General features: G+C 54.9%; 16 protein-coding genes and 1 pseudogene. 3 read left to right on the top strand and 14 right to left on the bottom strand.

Features of this window, described 5'->3' with window-relative positions:
• Positions 1–35: 35 nt before the first annotated feature.
• The 4 genes and pseudogenes from NUX24_RS06595 to rstA all read right to left on the bottom strand — a co-directional run bounded on the left by NUX24_RS06595 (position 36) and on the right by rstA (position 2,857).
• Complete coding sequence (locus NUX24_RS06595; RefSeq protein WP_126328376.1) at positions 36–992, bottom strand: sensor domain-containing diguanylate cyclase; 957 nt, start codon at positions 990–992, stop codon at positions 36–38.
• Between the two features lie 114 nt (positions 993–1,106).
• Positions 1,107–1,265, bottom strand: a pseudogene (locus tag NUX24_RS06590) (SOS response-associated peptidase family protein); the annotation flags it as partial.
• A 361-nt stretch (positions 1,266–1,626) separates the two neighbouring features.
• On the bottom strand, positions 1,627–1,887 hold the full coding sequence (locus NUX24_RS06585) for a hypothetical protein (RefSeq protein ID WP_047652166.1): 261 nt from the start codon (positions 1,885–1,887) through the stop codon (positions 1,627–1,629).
• A 253-nt stretch (positions 1,888–2,140) separates the two neighbouring features.
• The gene (gene rstA / locus NUX24_RS06580) at positions 2,141–2,857 is read right to left on the bottom strand and encodes a two-component system response regulator RstA (RefSeq protein ID WP_047652195.1); all 717 of its coding nucleotides are present in this window, start codon (positions 2,855–2,857) and stop codon (positions 2,141–2,143) included.
• Between the two features lie 127 nt (positions 2,858–2,984).
• Here rstA and NUX24_RS06575 point away from each other — a divergent pair, with 127 nt between their 5' ends.
• Entirely contained in the window at positions 2,985–3,320 is a 336-nt protein-coding gene (locus tag NUX24_RS06575; RefSeq protein ID WP_047652167.1) for a GlpM family protein, read from the top strand.
• Here the strand turns inward: NUX24_RS06575 and folM are convergent.
• The 3 genes from folM to ydgH form a co-directional block, all read right to left on the bottom strand.
• On the bottom strand, positions 3,317–4,039 hold the full coding sequence (gene folM, locus NUX24_RS06570; protein ID WP_257830376.1) for a dihydromonapterin reductase: 723 nt from the start codon (positions 4,037–4,039) through the stop codon (positions 3,317–3,319). The genes NUX24_RS06575 and folM overlap by 4 nt on opposite strands.
• 39 nt (positions 4,040–4,078) lie before the next feature.
• Complete coding sequence (locus tag NUX24_RS06565; protein ID WP_257830374.1) at positions 4,079–5,461, bottom strand: amino acid permease; 1,383 nt, start codon at positions 5,459–5,461, stop codon at positions 4,079–4,081.
• 185 nt (positions 5,462–5,646) lie between these two features.
• Positions 5,647–6,591, bottom strand: a complete 945-nt coding sequence (gene ydgH, locus NUX24_RS06560; protein WP_111965689.1) for a DUF1471 family protein YdgH — start codon at positions 6,589–6,591, stop codon at positions 5,647–5,649.
• Positions 6,592–7,126: 535 nt separating this feature from the next.
• Between ydgH and pntA the strand changes: the two genes are divergently transcribed.
• Together pntA and pntB are read left to right on the top strand one after the other, a co-directional pair.
• On the top strand, positions 7,127–8,656 hold the full coding sequence (gene pntA / locus NUX24_RS06555) for a Re/Si-specific NAD(P)(+) transhydrogenase subunit alpha (protein ID WP_257830370.1): 1,530 nt from the start codon (positions 7,127–7,129) through the stop codon (positions 8,654–8,656).
• A 10-nt stretch (positions 8,657–8,666) separates the two neighbouring features.
• Entirely contained in the window at positions 8,667–10,055 is a 1,389-nt protein-coding gene (gene pntB, locus NUX24_RS06550) for a Re/Si-specific NAD(P)(+) transhydrogenase subunit beta (RefSeq protein WP_047652172.1), read from the top strand.
• Between the two features lie 63 nt (positions 10,056–10,118).
• Here pntB and uspE read toward each other — a convergent pair whose 3' ends face one another.
• From uspE to NUX24_RS06515, 7 genes are all read right to left on the bottom strand, one after another.
• Complete coding sequence (gene uspE / locus NUX24_RS06545) at positions 10,119–11,069, bottom strand: universal stress protein UspE (protein WP_047348757.1); 951 nt, start codon at positions 11,067–11,069, stop codon at positions 10,119–10,121.
• A 109-nt stretch (positions 11,070–11,178) separates the two neighbouring features.
• Complete coding sequence (locus tag NUX24_RS06540) at positions 11,179–11,361, bottom strand: hypothetical protein (protein ID WP_014883604.1); 183 nt, start codon at positions 11,359–11,361, stop codon at positions 11,179–11,181.
• 146 nt (positions 11,362–11,507) lie between these two features.
• On the bottom strand, positions 11,508–12,260 hold the full coding sequence (gene fnr / locus NUX24_RS06535) for a fumarate/nitrate reduction transcriptional regulator Fnr (RefSeq protein WP_006174991.1): 753 nt from the start codon (positions 12,258–12,260) through the stop codon (positions 11,508–11,510).
• Positions 12,261–12,443: 183 nt separating this feature from the next.
• A complete protein-coding gene (gene ogt / locus NUX24_RS06530; protein WP_149323834.1) occupies positions 12,444–12,959 on the bottom strand; it encodes a methylated-DNA--[protein]-cysteine S-methyltransferase in 516 nt (171 codons plus the stop codon).
• 10 nt (positions 12,960–12,969) lie between these two features.
• A complete protein-coding gene (gene abgT / locus NUX24_RS06525) occupies positions 12,970–14,496 on the bottom strand; it encodes a p-aminobenzoyl-glutamate transporter (protein WP_029740288.1) in 1,527 nt (508 codons plus the stop codon).
• A gap of 40 nt (positions 14,497–14,536) precedes the next feature.
• Positions 14,537–15,982, bottom strand: a complete 1,446-nt coding sequence (locus NUX24_RS06520; protein ID WP_257830362.1) for a M20 family metallopeptidase — start codon at positions 15,980–15,982, stop codon at positions 14,537–14,539.
• A complete protein-coding gene (locus NUX24_RS06515; protein WP_257830358.1) occupies positions 15,982–17,292 on the bottom strand; it encodes a M20 family metallo-hydrolase in 1,311 nt (436 codons plus the stop codon). Before NUX24_RS06515 ends, NUX24_RS06520 begins: the two co-directional genes overlap by 1 nt.
• Positions 17,293–17,429 lie beyond the last annotated feature (137 nt).

Here is a 17,429-nt window from a genome sequence, read left to right as displayed (position 1 = left end):
TGCCACGGGTCAGGGCAGGCCTTTTCTTCAGCGAGCTACAAATGTTTCCGGCGTTTAGCTGAGTACATCACCTCATCACATTCTTTAAGCATTTCCCCCAGCAACGGATATTTTATCGGGTCATTATGCAACATTCCGAAAGAATAATTAATATTATATGGCTTACCCGAATGTGCATTGTAACCATCTACACATTTACGTAAATCTTGCAAAAAGATATCAGTGCGACTCTGATCAGCAATAAGCACAGAAAACTCATCTCCGCCAAGACGACCTGCGATATCACCAGGATCAAGATGTTGGGTCAGCATATCGGCAAACACTTTTAACACTTCGTCACCTTCTGCATGTCCCCAGAGATCATTGATAGGCTTGAATTTATCGAGATCAAAAAATATAAGACTGAACGATGCATTGGTTTGATTGAGGACTCGGAATCGCTTTTCACCTTTACTGTAAAATCCCCGACGATTGGGTATGCTCGTCAAACTATCGGTCATGGCCATACCAATAACCTTAAATTCATCCTCAACGATGCATGCTAAATCTTTGAGCGAGGAAATATCTTCGGCGTTGAAATGACGTGGTGAGGTATGGATTAGACATAGTGTCCCTGCAACTTCTCCATCCGGCAAATGCACGGGATAACCAGCGTAGAATCGGATATGAGGCTCGCCAGTAACAAGTGGATTATCGTGAAAACGGTCATCGTTCATCGCATCGTTAACGATGAAAGGACCTTCCTGCAAAATGGCATGACCACAGAACGAGATGTCGCGTGGCGTTTCTCTAATTCCTAACCCTTCGCATGCAAGAAGCCATTGCCGCTTGCGATCCAATAGGCTAATCAGAACAACTGGAACCTGGAAGACCTTCTTTGCGAGTCTCGTTAAACGATCGAAACGTTCTTCGTCCCTCATATCAAGAAGATCGGCCTGATAAAGCGATTTCAGTCTGTTTTCTTCATTATCAGGAATGCCGGGAAATTTCATTTTCCTATCCTATTGGCTTAGTAATATGATTCACTGTATTTATTAACCATATGAAAAACATTGCTTTTACAGTGATGGTAATAGAACAGTTAACAACAATTTGCTATGGGTAGATTAGACTAATGCAAAATCATAGCAAATGTGATTTTGAGACATTACCTTGAAGACAAGAAAGGGTCGATCGGCCCGATGAATGAAGTAGAGCTGTTTCCTGTCGCCTTCCTTCTTCCATTCGAACCATCCATCCACGAAGCAAATAGTGCGACCATGCTGCACGCGTTTGAGCTTGTGCAAAACGTCCACACATAGAAACTTCGAGACAAATGTCAGACTGAAAGTATAGGGCAGTGAGAAAAAGAGGTGCGCACCGGAAAGATATGATTTTGGAACTGGGGGATTATGAAAGAAGGGACGCCGATTGGGGCATAAAAAAGACCTTGCACGTCCGTAGATGTCCGTTAAACGTTTCTGACTAACTCACTGATATCATGACAAACAAAAGCACTTCAATGAGTTGCAAATTTTCTGCACACTATAACTGCACAAACAGCTTTTTCAATGGGTCTCACCGAAAAAACGCTTTGTGCAGAATATACGTGAAAACCCGTCGATATTTTCATGTCTGTGAAGCGTGTTACATGGCAATTGCGCTGTTTTTTACCTTGGCGATGAGTGTTTCCGTTATGGCCAGTCCTTCCGCAATGTGCATATCAATCACATCGGTACCGAATTCGTTAATCAAATCCAGAAGTATTTCGTAAGTCTGGATGAGCTCAAGGAGATCAAAGAGCGCTTTTTGATCGGCGCGTGAGGGGGAGGAATGGCTAAGCGCTGCCTGATTAACAATCCATTCCAGATTGGTTTTGATGGCTTCTACCTGACTGTAGCTATACATATTTCATGGGCTTAAATCCTCATTTCAAGATTTTATGGGAGAGCTATCGTGAGAGCTTCACGGTGAAAAAAGAGTCTGCATGTCGCCGGGGCAGTGCTGGCTGTAGAAAGGATGGATGAAGATTTAATTATGGGATAGTTCGCGTGCTTAGCAAGTTAATTGTTGCGCAAACGTAAAAATAAATGCGCGAAAGAGAGGGCATTGCTACGTAATACCTTCATTTCGCGCACGTTATGCTAGCCAGATAACGGAATCAGGTTTCCCAGGCGTGCGGGGCAAACAGATAACCCTTGTTACGCACGGTTTTAATGCGGTAGGGCTCGGTAGCGTTATCCTGCAGCTTTTTGCGCAGACGCGAAATCGCTACGTCAACGCTGCGGTCCATGCCGTCATAGCTCACGCCACGCAGGTTTTTCAGCAGCGCGTCGCGGTCCATGATTTGCCCGGCGTGCGTTGCCAGCTCCCACAGCAGGTCAAAGTCTGCGGTGGAGAGGGCGATAAGCTCGCCGGAGAGCAGCACCTGGCGGTTAATGGGGTCAATAGACAGCGTACCGAAGCGCATCGCTTTGTGCGGCGTCAGTGACGGCGCGGGCGCTTCACGTTCGACGCTGGCGTGCTGGCGCAAATGCAGGCGCAGGCGGGCAAGCAGGACGGCAGGCGGCGTGGTTTTCAGAATGTAGTCATTGGCACCCATCTCCAGCGACAAAATGTGGTTCATATCGCTGTCCAGAGAGGTGAGCAGGACGATAGGGCCTTCCCACCGGGCGCGCAGGTCGCGGCAAAGCGTCATGCCGTCTTTGCCTGGCAGCATGATATCCAGTAGCACCAGATCCGGGTTTTCACGGACGACCACCTCTTCGGCGCGATCGCCGCGAGGTTCAACAATGACGTCCATATCATGTTTACCCAGATAGGCGGCGATCAGCTGCCCGACTTCAGGTTCGTCTTCAACATAAACAATCTTATTCATACAGCGTCTGTTTTCGTGAAAAAAGCCAACATACACCGCGGAACCTTAACCTTCCATTAATCTTTCAAAATTAACGCCGGTTCCGTTATTCTGGCTCTTATTGTTACTTGATTGTTATAGGGAAAATATGGGGCTGGTGATTAAAGCCGCGCTGGGCGCGCTGGTGGTATTACTGATTGGCATTCTGGCAAAAACGAAAAACTACTACATTGCCGGGCTAATCCCGCTGTTTCCGACCTTTGCGCTGATCGCTCACTATATCGTGGCGTCTGAGCGGGGCACGGAAGCGTTACGCACAACCATCGTGTTTGGCATGTGGTCTATCATTCCGTATTTTCTCTACCTACTTTCGCTGTGGTATTTCACCGGTTTTCTGCGTCTTCCCCTGGCGCTGAGCGGGGCGGTGGTCTGCTGGGCACTCAGCGCCTGGGTGTTAATTTTCTTCTGGAGCCGCTTTCACTAGCGCAGCGGGCGGCCGCCGTCCACGGCAAAGGTTCTGCCGGTGACATAGCAGCTGGTGAGCAGGTAATCCACAAGGTCAATCACCTCTTTTTCGCCTGGGGCAATTTTCATCAGCGACTTATTCAGGGCCTGCTGGCGATACTCCGCATCATCGTTTTCGTTAAACAAAATCATCGCCGGGGCGATGGCGTTCACCTTCACCTCGGGCGCGAGCTTGCGGGCAAACGAGCGCGTCATATTATCCAGAGCGGCTTTACTGGCCGCGTAGGCGATGTGCTTGTCGCTGCCGCGCTCCACCACATAATCGGTGAAGTGAATAATATCGCCCGCCGCGTGCCCATGGCCGCGCAGCAGATCCTGCAGCGCGTGGTTAAGCAGATAAGGGGCATTGACGTGGATCTGCAGCATGGCGGAGAGCGTCTCGCTGAGTGACGTACCGGGTTTTTCGGCACGCCATGCGCTGGCGTTATGGATCACCGCGCGCAGTCCCGTCGTGGTGGCTTTTACCTTGTCGGCAAAGTCCAGAATGCCTTCATCGGTCGAAAAATCTGCCTCAATGCAGACCGCCCCGGCTTTGCGTAACCCTTCAATCGACGGGTATTCCGTACGGTAGCTGACAATGACCGGATGGCGAAGGTTGAGAAAGTGATGGGCGAGGGCGAGGCCGATACGGCGGCCTCCACCGGTAATCAGTATTGGGCGAAGCGGTGCATTTCCCATCGTATTCTCCTTTACAGTTCAACAATGGGAAAGGCGATGCTATCCCATTAACATCCAGGTTGCCGGCAGGGCCGCAACCAGTAACAGTCCAATTAATGCCATCTCACGGCGTTTCAGCGCGTTCTCCAGCTGATGCGTGCGGCGGGCATAGATAAACACCAGCAGACCCGGCGCGTACAGCACCACCGACAGCAGCAGATGCATAGGCCCGGAAGCATACAATAACCACAGGCCGTAAATACAGGCTCCGACACCCACGACATAATGCGCCGGGCGTGAGGCAATTTTTAACAGATACGCACCCACTAAGAAATAGGGTACCAGAATCATCTCCGAGGCGATGGTCAGCAGGGTGTTATAGTCTGAACCTGTGAGCCAGATCAGCACCAGACAAACCTGAACGCTGATGTTGGTCAGCCAAAGCGATGCCGACGGCGCGCTGTTTTGGTTTTGACGGGCAAACAGGCGTGGAAACGCCTTGTGCGTCGCGGCCAGGAACGGCACTTCAGCCGCCATGATGGTCCAGCTCAGGTAAGCGCCGCAGACGGAGACGATCAGCCCTGCGGCAATCACCACGTCGCCCCAGGGGCCGAGCATTTTCACCATCAGGCCTGCCATTGACGGGTTACGCATTTCAGCCAGCTCAGGCCGCGCCACCACGCCCAGCGACAGCAGCGTCACCAGCAGATAGACCCCGAGCGCGGCCAGTACGGCCAGCAGCGTGGCGCGGCCCACATCGCGTTTATTCCTGGCCCTGGCAGAAACCACGACCGCGCCTTCAACGCCGATAAATACCCACAGGGTAATCAGCATCGTGTTTTTCACCTGCTCCCAGACGGGAACGCCCAGCGCAACGCCGCTGAAATCAAGCCTGAAAACGTCCATACGGAACGCAATAAAGGCCAGAACGATAAACAGGCCGAGCGGAACCAGTTTCGCCAGCGTCGCCACCAGGTTGATGCTGGCGGCCGTTTGTACGCCACGCAACACCAGCCAGTGGACGAACCAGAGCAGCACCGAGGCGCCCACAATAGACTGCCAGGTATTTCCGTCGCCAAAGAGGCGCAGCTCAGGCGTATCGGTAAAGAAACTGAGCGCCGAGAAGACGATCACCAGGTAAGAGACGTTGGCGATAACGGCACACAGCCAGTATCCCCACGCGGAACAGAAGCCAATCAGCTCGCCGAAACCTTCGCGCGCATAGGTGAAAATGCCGCCGTCAAGATCCGGGCGAATGCGGGTGAGCAGCAGCATGGCGAAGGCCAGCAGCAGTATGCCGACACCCGTAATGCCCCAGCCAATGATGAGCGCGGAAGGGCTGGCGACGGCCGCCATATTTTGCGGCAAACTGAATACGCCTGCACCCAGCATTGAGCTTAAAACGAGTGCAGTCAGAGCACTCAGGCCAAGTTTCTTTTCCATTGGCTTCCTGTTATGAAAGGTCAAAATCCAGAATAATTATTTCGCTCAGGCGCATAAAAATGGTGGATCACACTAAGGCGCGGGATTTTACGGAGTGTAACGAATGCATGCAATGACGTGAGGCAGAAATTCAAAAAAAGTAACAAAAAAAGGCGGCATTGCGCCGCCTTTCGTCAACGATGTTGTTACTTGTACAGATCGGCGCTGATGGTCACGTTGTTACCACGTTCCTGCCACTGGCGGGTGATGTGGTAGTACTTCGCCCCTTTCTTCGCCGCACGCTTCGCGACCTGGTAAGAGACTTCCGTCATGTTGCCGTAGTTGCCGGTAAACTTGATGCTGTCGAACGGCACCATCTGCGCTGCAGTGGCGTTGTTCAGCTCTTCAATTTTGGTACCGTCCGGCAGCGTAACGGAATATCGGCCACCCTTCGTGGACTGCGTTTCGAAGAAACGGCCCACTTCAGCGCTTGGGGCAGCGGTGGTTGCTACGCCAGGAATTTCAACTTTCTTCGCTGCTTCGCCGCCTTTAGCGATTGCCGCACGGCCTGCTTCTGAATTCGCCGGGATGGCATCCGGGCTCTGCAGAACACGTTTTTTCGCATCTTTTTTATAGATGAACGCGGTAATACGCTGGTTGCCACCCTGGTTAGCATCGACCTGACGCACGATGTAGAAAGAGTAGGCCCCTTTCTCTTTCGCGGCTTTGGTGATGGCATCGTTCACTTCAGGCTGGCTGCGATAGAAGCCCTGTACGGTGACGGTGTCGTAAGGTTCCAGCTCAATCGCCTGATCTTTCGGCAGTTCAACAACACCGTTGATGACGCGGTTCTTAGGTGCGTCAGCTTTTGGCGCATTGTCTTTGAACAGCGCGATGGTCACGCGCAGGTTACCGCTGTTGCCGTAATCGGACTGGTCAACGACATAAAACGAGGCCGCCCCGTTTTTATCAGCGGCTTTTGATGCAGCGGCGACGGCGTCGCCAATAGAATTATAACGACCCACAATGACCGTATGGTCAAAAGGTTTTAACGCTGCCGCTTGCTCCGGCGTTAACTCTGTTGCGGCATTCGCAGACAGGGCGGTCGCGGAGAGAAGTGCGGACGCCAGGAGTGTGTTCTTAAGCTTCATAAAAATGATCCTTCGCCTTGCGCAAACCATGTACTGGTATTGTTGTTAATTTGAGACGGTCCCGATTATTGCATTTAAAACCCGTCGCTGTCTGCGCCATTTTTCACTGCCTGTGCTTACTGAATCACCGAATTCGATAACATTTAGTGATATGTTGAAAAAACACGCGTTTGACAAGTAAAACTGATAAAGCATATGACTTTTACAAGTTAATTTAATGTTAATAAGTTGTTCTCTTATGGCGCTATATCATGTTTTTGCCGCTTCGCTTGCGCGATTTATCGGTTCTGGCAGTGAATTTAAGGTAAATATCACTGTCAGTGACGCCGATCGCTTATTTTTCACAGATAAAGTAAGAAATAGTGTTTTCTGGCGGTAGATCGCGGGCGCTATTTTCAGTAGGTTATAGACAGTTTGTTACTGTTTTATTTTCCGGGGTTAATCATCTCTCATCGCTCGCGCGATGGCGAAAATTGATACAAACCGCGGGCATTTATCGATAAACCATCATCAAAAACCGATGGAAGGGAAAACTATGCGTATTGGGGTACCAAAAGAACGGTTAGCCAATGAGACCCGCGTAGCGGCAACACCGAAAACGGTGGAGCAACTGCTTAAACTGGGTTTTACGGTCGCGGTTGAAAGCGGCGCAGGCAAACTGGCGAGTTTCGATGACGAGGCCTTTATCCAGGCCGGCGCGGAAGTGGTCGACGGTGCTGACGTCTGGCAGTCGCCGGTGATTCTGAAGGTCAACGCACCGGAAGAGAGTGAGATTGCGCTGCTGAATCCGGGAACGACCCTGGTGAGCTTCATCTGGCCTGCGCAAAATCCGGAGCTGATGGAGAAGCTGGCGGCCCGTGGTGTGACCGTGATGGCGATGGACTCCGTGCCGCGCATTTCGCGCGCGCAGTCGCTGGATGCCTTAAGCTCCATGGCAAACATTGCCGGCTACCGCGCCATTGTTGAAGCAGCCCACGAATTTGGTCGCTTCTTTACCGGTCAAATCACCGCCGCAGGTAAAGTCCCTCCCGCGAAAGTGATGGTGATTGGCGCAGGCGTGGCGGGTCTTGCCGCAATCGGTGCGGCAAACAGTCTCGGCGCTATCGTACGCGCCTTTGACACCCGTCCTGAAGTAAAAGAACAGGTCCAGAGTATGGGCGCCGAATTCCTTGAGCTGGACTTCAAGGAAGAAGCAGGCAGCGGCGATGGTTACGCGAAGGTAATGTCCGAAGCCTTTATCAAAGCCGAAATGGAACTCTTCGCTGCCCAGGCGAAAGATGTCGACATTATTGTCACCACCGCGCTTATCCCGGGCAAGCCGGCGCCGAAGCTGATCACCCGTGAGATGGTTGACTCCATGAAGCCGGGCAGCGTGATTGTCGACCTGGCCGCCCAAAACGGCGGTAACTGTGAATATACCGTTCCAAATCAGGTAACCACGACCGCTAACGGCGTGAAGGTGATCGGCTATACCGATCTGCCGGGCCGTCTGCCAACGCAGTCTTCTCAGCTCTACGGCACCAACCTCGTCAACCTGCTGAAGCTGCTTTGCAAAGAGAAGGACGGCAACGTCACCGTTGATTTCGACGATGTTGTTGTGCGCGGCGTCACCGTTGTCCGTGAAGGTGAAATTACCTGGCCTGCGCCGCCTATTCAGGTTTCTGCTCAGCCTCAGGCGGCACCGAAAGCGGCACCTGAGCCAAAAGAACCCGCCAAACCGGCTTCTCCGTGGCGCAAATACGCGATTATGGCGCTGGTGATTATTCTGTTCGGCTGGCTGGCTGACGTCGCGCCAAAAGAGTTCCTCGGCCACTTTACCGTCTTCGCGCTCTCCTGCGTCGTGGGCTACTACGTGGTGTGGAACGTCTCTCATGCGCTGCATACGCCGCTGATGTCGGTAACCAACGCCATCTCCGGGATCATCGTGGTGGGGGCGTTACTGCAGATTGGTCACGGCGGCTGGATCAGCTTCCTGAGCTTTATCGCGGTGCTGATCGCCAGTATCAATATTTTCGGTGGTTTCACCGTGACTCAGCGCATGCTGAAAATGTTTCGTAAAGGCTAAGGGGTAGCATATGTCTGGAGGATTAGTGACAGCCGCATACATTGTTGCTGCAATCCTGTTTATTTTCAGTCTGGCGGGGCTTTCCAAACACGAAACGTCTCAGCAGGGAAATAACTTTGGTATCGCCGGGATGGCGATTGCGCTGATTGCCACCATCTTCGGGCCGGATACCGGCAACGTGGCGTGGATCCTGGTGGCGATGATCATCGGCGGCGCGATTGGTATTCGCCTGGCAAAACGCGTTGAAATGACAGAGATGCCGGAGCTGGTTGCTATTCTGCACAGCTTCGTGGGTCTGGCGGCGGTGCTGGTGGGCTTCAATAGCTACCTGTACCACGAACCGGGCCTGGAACCGATTCTGGTGAACATCCACCTGACGGAAGTGTTCCTCGGTATCTTCATCGGTGCGGTGACCTTCACCGGCTCTATTGTGGCGTTCGGCAAGCTGCGCGGGAAGATCTCCTCTAAGCCGCTGATGCTGCCAAACCGTCATAAGCTGAACCTGGCGGCGCTGGTGGTGTCGTTTGTACTGCTGGTGGTCTTCGTGCGTACCGAAAGCGTGGGCCTGCAGGTGCTGGCGTTGCTGGTAATGACCATTATTGCACTGGCGTTTGGCTGGCACCTGGTGGCGTCCATCGGCGGTGCGGATATGCCGGTGGTTGTCTCGATGCTGAACTCCTACTCCGGTTGGGCGGCGGCGGCGGCAGGCTTTATGCTGAGCAACGACCTGCTGATCGTCACCGGTGCGCTGGTGGGTTCTTCCGGTGCGATCCTGTCTTACATCATGTGTAAGGCGATGAACCGCTCGTTCATCAGCGTTATCGCCGGTGGTTTCGGGACCGATGGCTCTTCTTCCAGTGCGGATGAAGAAGTGGGTGAGCACCGTGAAATTTCTGCGGAAGATACCGCAGACATGCTGAAAAACTCGCATTCCGTGATCATCACCCCGGGCTACGGCATGGCGGTGGCGCAGGCGCAGTATCCGGTTGCGGAAATCACCGAGAAGCTGCGCGCGCGGGGCATCAAGGTTCGCTTTGGTATTCACCCGGTGGCAGGGCGTCTGCCTGGCCACATGAACGTGCTGCTGGCGGAGGCGAAAGTGCCTTACGACATCGTGCTGGAGATGGACGAGATCAACGATGATTTCTCTGATACCGACACCGTGCTGGTCATTGGCGCTAACGATACCGTTAACCCTGCTGCACAGGACGATCCGGGTAGCCCAATCGCTGGTATGCCTGTTCTGGAAGTGTGGAAGGCGCAGAACGTAATCGTCTTCAAACGCTCCATGAATACCGGCTATGCCGGGGTTCAGAACCCGCTGTTCTTCAAAGAGAACACCCACATGCTGTTTGGCGACGCCAAAGCCAGCGTGGATGCGATTCTGAAAGCGCTGTAAGTTGCGTTGATACGAAAAAACCGCCGAATTCGGCGGTTTTTTTATTACCGGGTGGCGCTGGCATTAATCGTCTTCCGGATCGTCCAGCTCAACCGGCGTCTGGTAATCATCTGGCTTAATGACCAGCAGGTCGCAGCGCAGATGATCGATCACCTGTTCGGCGGTGTTGCCGAGGAAGGCGGCAGAAATGCCGGTCCGGCCGATGGTGCCCAGCACCACAATCCCCGCCTGCAGGTGTTCCGCCAGATCCGGGATAACCTCTTCAGGCAGCCCTTTTTCCACGTGGGTCATTTTCTCATCGATGCTGAATTTCTGGCGCAGCGCTTTCATGGCCAGCAGATGCTGACCGCGGATCGCGTCGTTGTACACGCTCGGGTCAAATTCAGGCAGCTCAATGGCAATGTTAATCGGGGTGACCGGATAGGCGCCAACCAGATGCACTTCGGTATGATTCACCTGGTCGGCAAGCTGGATGGTCTCCTTCACCAGCTTCTCGTTCAGGGAGTTGTGGTAATCCTCTTCGCTCGCGAGGTTTACCGCCACAACGGCTTTCCCGCCTTCAGGCCACGGCTGGTCTTTCACCATCCAGACCGGGCAAGGGCATTTACGCAGCAGGTGCCAGTCGGTCGGGGTGAAGATCACGGATTCCAGCTTGTCGTGCTGGTGCGCCATCTTCAGCAGCAGGTCGTGCCCACCGGCGACAATTTCCTGGATGATGGCTTCAAAAGGTCGGTTGTGCCAGACCACTTTAATATCAATGGGCACGCCCGCTTCCAGGTAATACTTCGCCTGTTCACGGATCCACGCGGTACGCTGGCTGATGACGCCCTGGCGCATAGCGGTGCGCTCGTCAGGCGACAGAAGGGTGGTCATCTCATACGAGAAGTCATAGATCGGCAAAAACGCTTTGATTTTGCCACCAATCCGTTGATGTAAATACACAGCACGTCGTAATGCCGGCTGATCGTCCTGATTCGGATCGATAGCTACCAGCATGTTTTGATACTTGGCCATACAGGTCTCCTTACTACTGTCACCACAGTCTGTAATTAAAAGAGTAACCTATATATCCTGAATGAAACAGAGGGGAGGTTTTGCCAGATCAATAATTCATGAAAATTTATCAGAGGAAAAGTACCGTCGTCGTCACCGCGATAAACGCAATAAACAGCAGCACCATCACCGCTATCGCAAAGGTCGTGGAGTCCTGGACGTAGGTTTTTTCCTCCCCCTTCATCGGGCCGACAAGCATGATCCAGATGAAGATAAAGGTTACAGAGGCAATCACGACAGAAACGAAAAACAAACTTTCTCTCAAATCATAACCTCAACGAGAACCTTTCGGGCGCTGTGTGGGGGCGTGCTGCGGTGAAAATATCTTGAAACGGAAGTGATTACACCAGACCAATAAATCACAAGAATTTATCAGTCTGGTCATCAACATGCGGAGAGTTACGCCACGTTGCGGGCGTGCCCGGCAAGAACGGCAAGCGCTTCACCGTTTTCGATAGTGATGTATTTACCTTTAACGGCCAGCATCCCGCTTTTCTGGAAACGGCCCAGCAGACGGCTGATGGTTTCCACGGTCAGACCCAGGTAGTTACCGATATCGCCACGCGTCATCGTCAGACGGAATTCACGCGGCGAGAAGCCACGCTCGGCGAAGCGGCGGGAGAGGTTGTAGATAAACGCGGCCAGGCGCTCTTCTGCGTTCTTTTTAGAAAGCAGCAGAATCATGTCCTGATCGCCTTTGATCTCACCGCTCATCAGACGCATCATCTGCTGACGCAGGTTAGGCATCTTGCCGGACAGATCGTCCAGGGTTTCAAACGGGATTTCGCAAACCATCGAGGTTTCGAGTGCCTGAGCAAAGCTCGGGTGATGCCCCGTGCCGATGGCATCAAAGCCCACCAGGTCGCCCGCCAGATGGAAGCCGGTGATCTGCTCATCACCCTGTTCGGTGATGGTGTAGCTTTTGATGGTGCCAGAACGGATAGCATAGAGCGATTTCAGTTCGTCTCCCGCTTTAAACAGCGTCTGCCCTTTCTGAATAGGCTTTTTGCGCTCGATGATATTATCAAGCTGATCGAGTTCATGCTCATTCAGGGTAAACGGGATACAGAGCTGGCTGATGCTGCAATCCTGGCAATGGATAGCACAACCGCCAGACTGAATGCGTCGTATAATTCGCTTTTCCGGGATCATAGGTTTGCTCAAGCCTTAATTGATATTGGTCAATTTTAACATCTTTTTGGTAAGTACGTAAGCCTGACAAACCCTCAATAAGGACAAGAGACGGCAACGTGTCGCCATCTTCTTGAAATTCCACAGCTTGATTATGGATTTTTAGCCTAACCGGAAGAAAATTAAGCACAAAAAGCCTGGGCGCTACAGCAGGAGATACCCTTCGTGACGCAGCAACCACTCTTTTCGCTGCACGCCGCCGGCATAGCCTGTCATGGTGCCGTTGCGGCCAATGACGCGATGGCACGGCACCACGATGCTGACCGGGTTAGAGCCGTTAGCGGCACCCACCGCGCGTGCGGCGCCTGCGCGGCCTAGCTGTTCCGCGAGCTGGCCGTAATGCATGACCTGCCCGCAGGGAATGGACCGCAGCGCCTGCCACACTTCGCGCTGAAAAGGCGTGCCTGCCGTGGCGGTCGGCAGAGTGTCGATGATGCTGAGATCGCCTTCGAAGTAGGCCGCAAGCTTGTCGCTCAGTCCGCCCGGGTTGGTGGCGCGAATACGTTCATAACCCTGCAAGCGGTAGTGAATCGCAAGCAGTTCTTCCATGCGGTCGCTGTGCTCTTCCCATTCGACGGCGCGCAGGCAGAACTGCTCGTCCGCGATCACCCACAGCGGCCCGAGCGGCGTCGCAATCTTATCTTCGAGTAATCTCAGCATCCTCATTCCTTTAGTTCAGCCTCGGGTAGATCCCCGGCCCAATCGGCAGGCCGACAAGATACCATGCCACCAGCATCACCAGCCATACCCCTAAAAAGATAAGCGGGTAGGGTAAAACCAGCGAATAGTAGGTACCCAGTTTGGCCTCCGGTTTATAGCGCTGCAGGAAGCCTAAAAACAGCGGAACAAACGGCGAAACCGGCGCCAGCGGAATTACCGAGGAGTCCGCTATGCGGAACAGGATCTGGGCAAACGCCGGGTGGAACCCCAGCATCATAAACATCGGCACGAAGATCGGGGCCAGAATTGACCAGATGGCGGAGCCGCTGGCGATAAACATGCACAGCAGGGATGACAGCAGCGCCAGGCCGACAAACGCCGGTACGCCGCTTAGCCCGGCAGCCTCCAGCGCGTCGGTCAGGCCCACGGCCATAAACTTGCCCATGTTGCTCCAGTTAAACATCGCCACAAACTGCGCCAGCGGGAACACCATCACGATGAAGCCCGCCATCTCCTTCATCGGCTCGATCATCAGCTGCGGCAGATCGCCCTGACGGCGGATTTTGCCGGTCGCGATACCGTATGCGAGCGAAACGACAAAGAAGAAGAGGATAATCAGCGGCACAATGCCCTGAATAAACGGCGAGGGCAGAACGGTATGTTTAACCGGATCGCGCAAGATGCCGTTTTCCGGCACCACCATCAGCGCCACCAGCGCGATAAAGGCCAGCGAAACGACGCCAGCCACGCGCAGGCCGAAGCGCTGCTCTTTGCTCAGGGTTTCCAGCTTTTCATCGCTACGGCCTTCCCATTTACCCAGGCGCGGCTCGATGATTTTATCGGTAATCAGCCCGCCAACAATCGTCAGGACAATCACCGAGCTGGCCATAAAGTACCAGTTGTCGATCACGCTGACGTGCATTGCCGCATCAATGGTCTTCGCCGCCTCCGTGCTGATGCCAGAGAGCAGCACGTCGGTGGTGACGATCAGCAGGTTGGCGGTAAAGCCACAGCCCACGCCCGCAATCGCCGACAGCAGGCCCGCCACGGGATGACGCCCGACGGCGAGGAAAATCAGCGCGCCCATCGGCGGCATGATCACCAGCGCGGCGTCGGAGGAGATATGGCTGAAGAAGGCGATAAACAGCACCATATAGCTGGCGTAACGCGCGCTGACGTGAGAAGCCATCTTCACCATTAATGCGGGCAGCAAGCCCACGCGTTCAGCCAGCCCGGCGCCCAGCACCAGCGCCAGAATGGCCCCCAGCGGGGCGAAACCGCTGAAGTTCTTAATCACGTTGGGTAAAAACCAGTGCAGCCCGTCAACGCTGAGCAGGTTTTTCACCGCCACCAGGCTACCGTCAGCCGGGCTGCGCACGCTCACGTCAAAGGCGGAGAGCACGGCGGTGGCGACCATTAAAATCACAATCAGATAGATAAACAGCAGGAAAGGGTGCGGCACTTTATTGCCGATCCTTTCAACCCAGCCATAGAGCTTACCGGATGGGGAATGCGAAGGTATGGATGACATACTCATGGGCGTTCCTCGGGAGTGTTGTGTTGTTGTGTTGTGTTTTTTATTTTAAAGGTGACGGTGTCACGTCTTGCGGGATCGGACACACGTACGGTTTTTCTTGTAATTGTTGTTCGAACTCTTCACGGCATTTTTTCAGCAGCGCCGCGTCCTGCAGAAGATTGAGCGCGGTCGCGCCCATCACTTTCCCGGCCAGCAGCATGCCTTTGTGAGCAATGGAGGTACGCCCCTGCGCCACCAGTTGCCAGGTATGCAGCGGCGTGCCGACGGTAAAGCAGGGGCTGAAGCACTGGGCGACCGGCATTTTCCAACTGACGTCGCCCACGTCGGTTGAACCCGCCAGCACGTTGTCGGTGACGGCATAGGGCGCGACTTCATCTACCAGCAGCGTCGCCTGATGACGACGGGCAAAGGCTTTACCCGCGTCGCCCCCCGTCGCGGCAATATTTTTCAGGCTGTTTTGCAGATCGTTGGGCGTCAGGGTGGCGCGGATCTCGCGGGCAAAGTCGAGTTCCTCGGCGGTCCATTCTGGCGTGCCGTAGTGTCGCAACGCGCGATACATCGCCGCTTCAAGCGTGCGGTTCGGCAGGTAGCTTGAGCAGGCTTTATCAAAGCGGCACTCGACGGTGGTTTCGGTCATCATCGCCGCGCCCTGGGCGATTTTTTCGATGCGCTCGTAGATCTGCTGCGCATCGGCCATCTCCGGGGCGCGGATAAGGTACAGCACCTCCGCCTGCGCCTGCACCACGTTGGGTGAAATCCCGCCGGTATCGGTGATGGCGTAATGGACACGCGCTTTCTCAATGATGTGTTCGTTGAGGAAGTTGGTGCCGGTGGTCATCAGCGTCACGGCGTCGAGCGCGCTGCGCCCCAGATGGGGGGAGTTGGCCGCGTGTGCCGCCACGCCGTGAAAACGCCAGGCGGCCTGAATATTCGCCAGCGTGCTGACGTTAAACATCCCGGCGAAGGCTTCCGGGTGCCAGGTGACGGCGGCATCAACGTCATCAAACAGGCCTTCGCGCACCATAAAGGTTTTCCCGGAGCCACCTTCCTCGCCGGGACAGCCATAAAAACGCACCGTTCCGCTGCCGCCGTGCTGCTCCAGCCAGCTTTTCACCGCCACCGCGCCCGCAAGCGCCGCGGTGCCTAAGAGGTTATGCCCGCAGCCGTGGCCGTTGGCTCCCGGCGTGGCGGATTGCGCCGTCGCGCAGTGCGCCTGCTGGCTTAGCCCGGCCAGCGCGTCGTATTCGCCCAGCAGGGCGATGACCGGTTTCCCGCTGCCGAAGCTGGCAATAAAGGCATTTGGAATACCGCCGGCCTCGCGCGTCAGCGTAAAGCCCTCGGCCTCCAGCTCGCTGGCCAGCCGTTCGGCGGACCAGAACTCTTCAAAGCGGGTTTCAGGACGATCCCAGATCGCGTCGGCAATATCGGTTAACGTCCGACATCGCGTGTCGATCGCATCGGCAATAAAAGCGTAGTTCTCCTGCATTACACACCTCGCGTCCACGGGAAGTTGAGCGCAGTTCGCGCCAGCGTTTCAATGGCGATGGCCATAACCTGCTCATCGAAGTCGAATTTTTCATTGTGATGTCCGGCGCTCAAATCCGTGCCGAACACCATATAGGACGCCATGCCGCCGTTCTCCTGCACGCGGGCCATCATCAGCGTGGCGTCTTCGGAGCCTGCTGGCGCTTTCACCTTATCGATGGCGTGAATAACCCCGGAAACCTGGCTCGCCTGTTCGCGCAGGTAATCAACCCAGGCCGGCGTCGGCGCGCTGGAGGTGGCTGCACCCATCAGGCGCATCTCGGCGCGCACGCCGTAGAGCGCCGCTGCGCCGGTTATCACCGCCTGCGCGCGTTCAAAGACGTACTGATTAATCGCTTCGCTTTCGCCGCGCGTTTCAACCTTTATCAGGGCATTCGCGGGCACCACGTTGCGTCCGCAGCCCGCCTGCATCACCCCGACGTTCACCCGGGATGCGCCGTCGCTGTGGGGGGCGATGCTGTGCAGGGCGAGGGCGGCCTGCGCGGCGGCGAGCAGGGCGTTACGCCCGTCCTCGGGTTTACCGCCCGCGTGTGCGGCCACGCCGGTAAAGCTCACGTCAAACTTGGTGGTGGCCATAAAGTTATCGCTGCCGCAAATGACCGTCCCGGCAGGCACGCCGGTACCAATATGAATGGCCGTGAAATAGTCCACGTCGTCCAGCGCCCCGGCGGCAACCATGGCGCGCGCGCCGCGGGTGCCTTCTTCTGCAGGCTGGAAGATCAGCTTGATAGTGCCGCTGAGCTGGGCGTCATTCTGCTTAAGCACCTGCGCCAGCCCCAGGCCAATAGCGGTGTGGCCGTCGTGCGCGCAGGCGTGCATCATTCCCGGATTGCAGGAAGCAAACCCGTCGCGGAACGGGCGATGGCTTTCATCCAGCGCTTCGCTTAAATCAAGGGCATCCATGTCGACGCGAAACGCCAGCGTCGGTCCAGGGCGGCCGGTATTGAGGGTCGCCACAATGCCGGTAAACCCGCCTTCAAACGGCGCCAGCCATTTCTCTGGCGCGCCCTGCGCCCGCGCGCGGGCAAACTCTTGCGCCAGAGTAGCGGCATCGGGCAGCCCCATTCGGCTTTCGGCATCCACGACGTCGCGACCCATCGCCAGTTCATAACCCAGCGAGTCGAGGATTTCCGCGACTTTCGCGGCCGTTCGAAACTCTACCCAGCCGGATTCCGCGAAATGGTGAAAATCGCGACGCCATGCGCTCAGCTGCGGGGATAACGTCTGGATGTACTGCGCCAGTGTGTCCATATCTGTTCCTGTCATCATTAAAATATGTGAACTGCTTCACGCTGTGATAGTTTTTACTTATCACTAACCGATTTTTCACAGTTTTAACCGTTCAGGAATTACCCTCGCACATCCCTTTCCATTAAAGTAGATGACAG

Origin of the sequence: Enterobacter sp. HG048 (genome assembly GCF_024702055.1) — a bacterium.
In the GTDB taxonomy this organism is placed as follows: domain Bacteria; phylum Pseudomonadota; class Gammaproteobacteria; order Enterobacterales; family Enterobacteriaceae; genus Enterobacter; species Enterobacter dykesii.
This window is presented reverse-complemented; position numbering and strand designations above follow the sequence as displayed.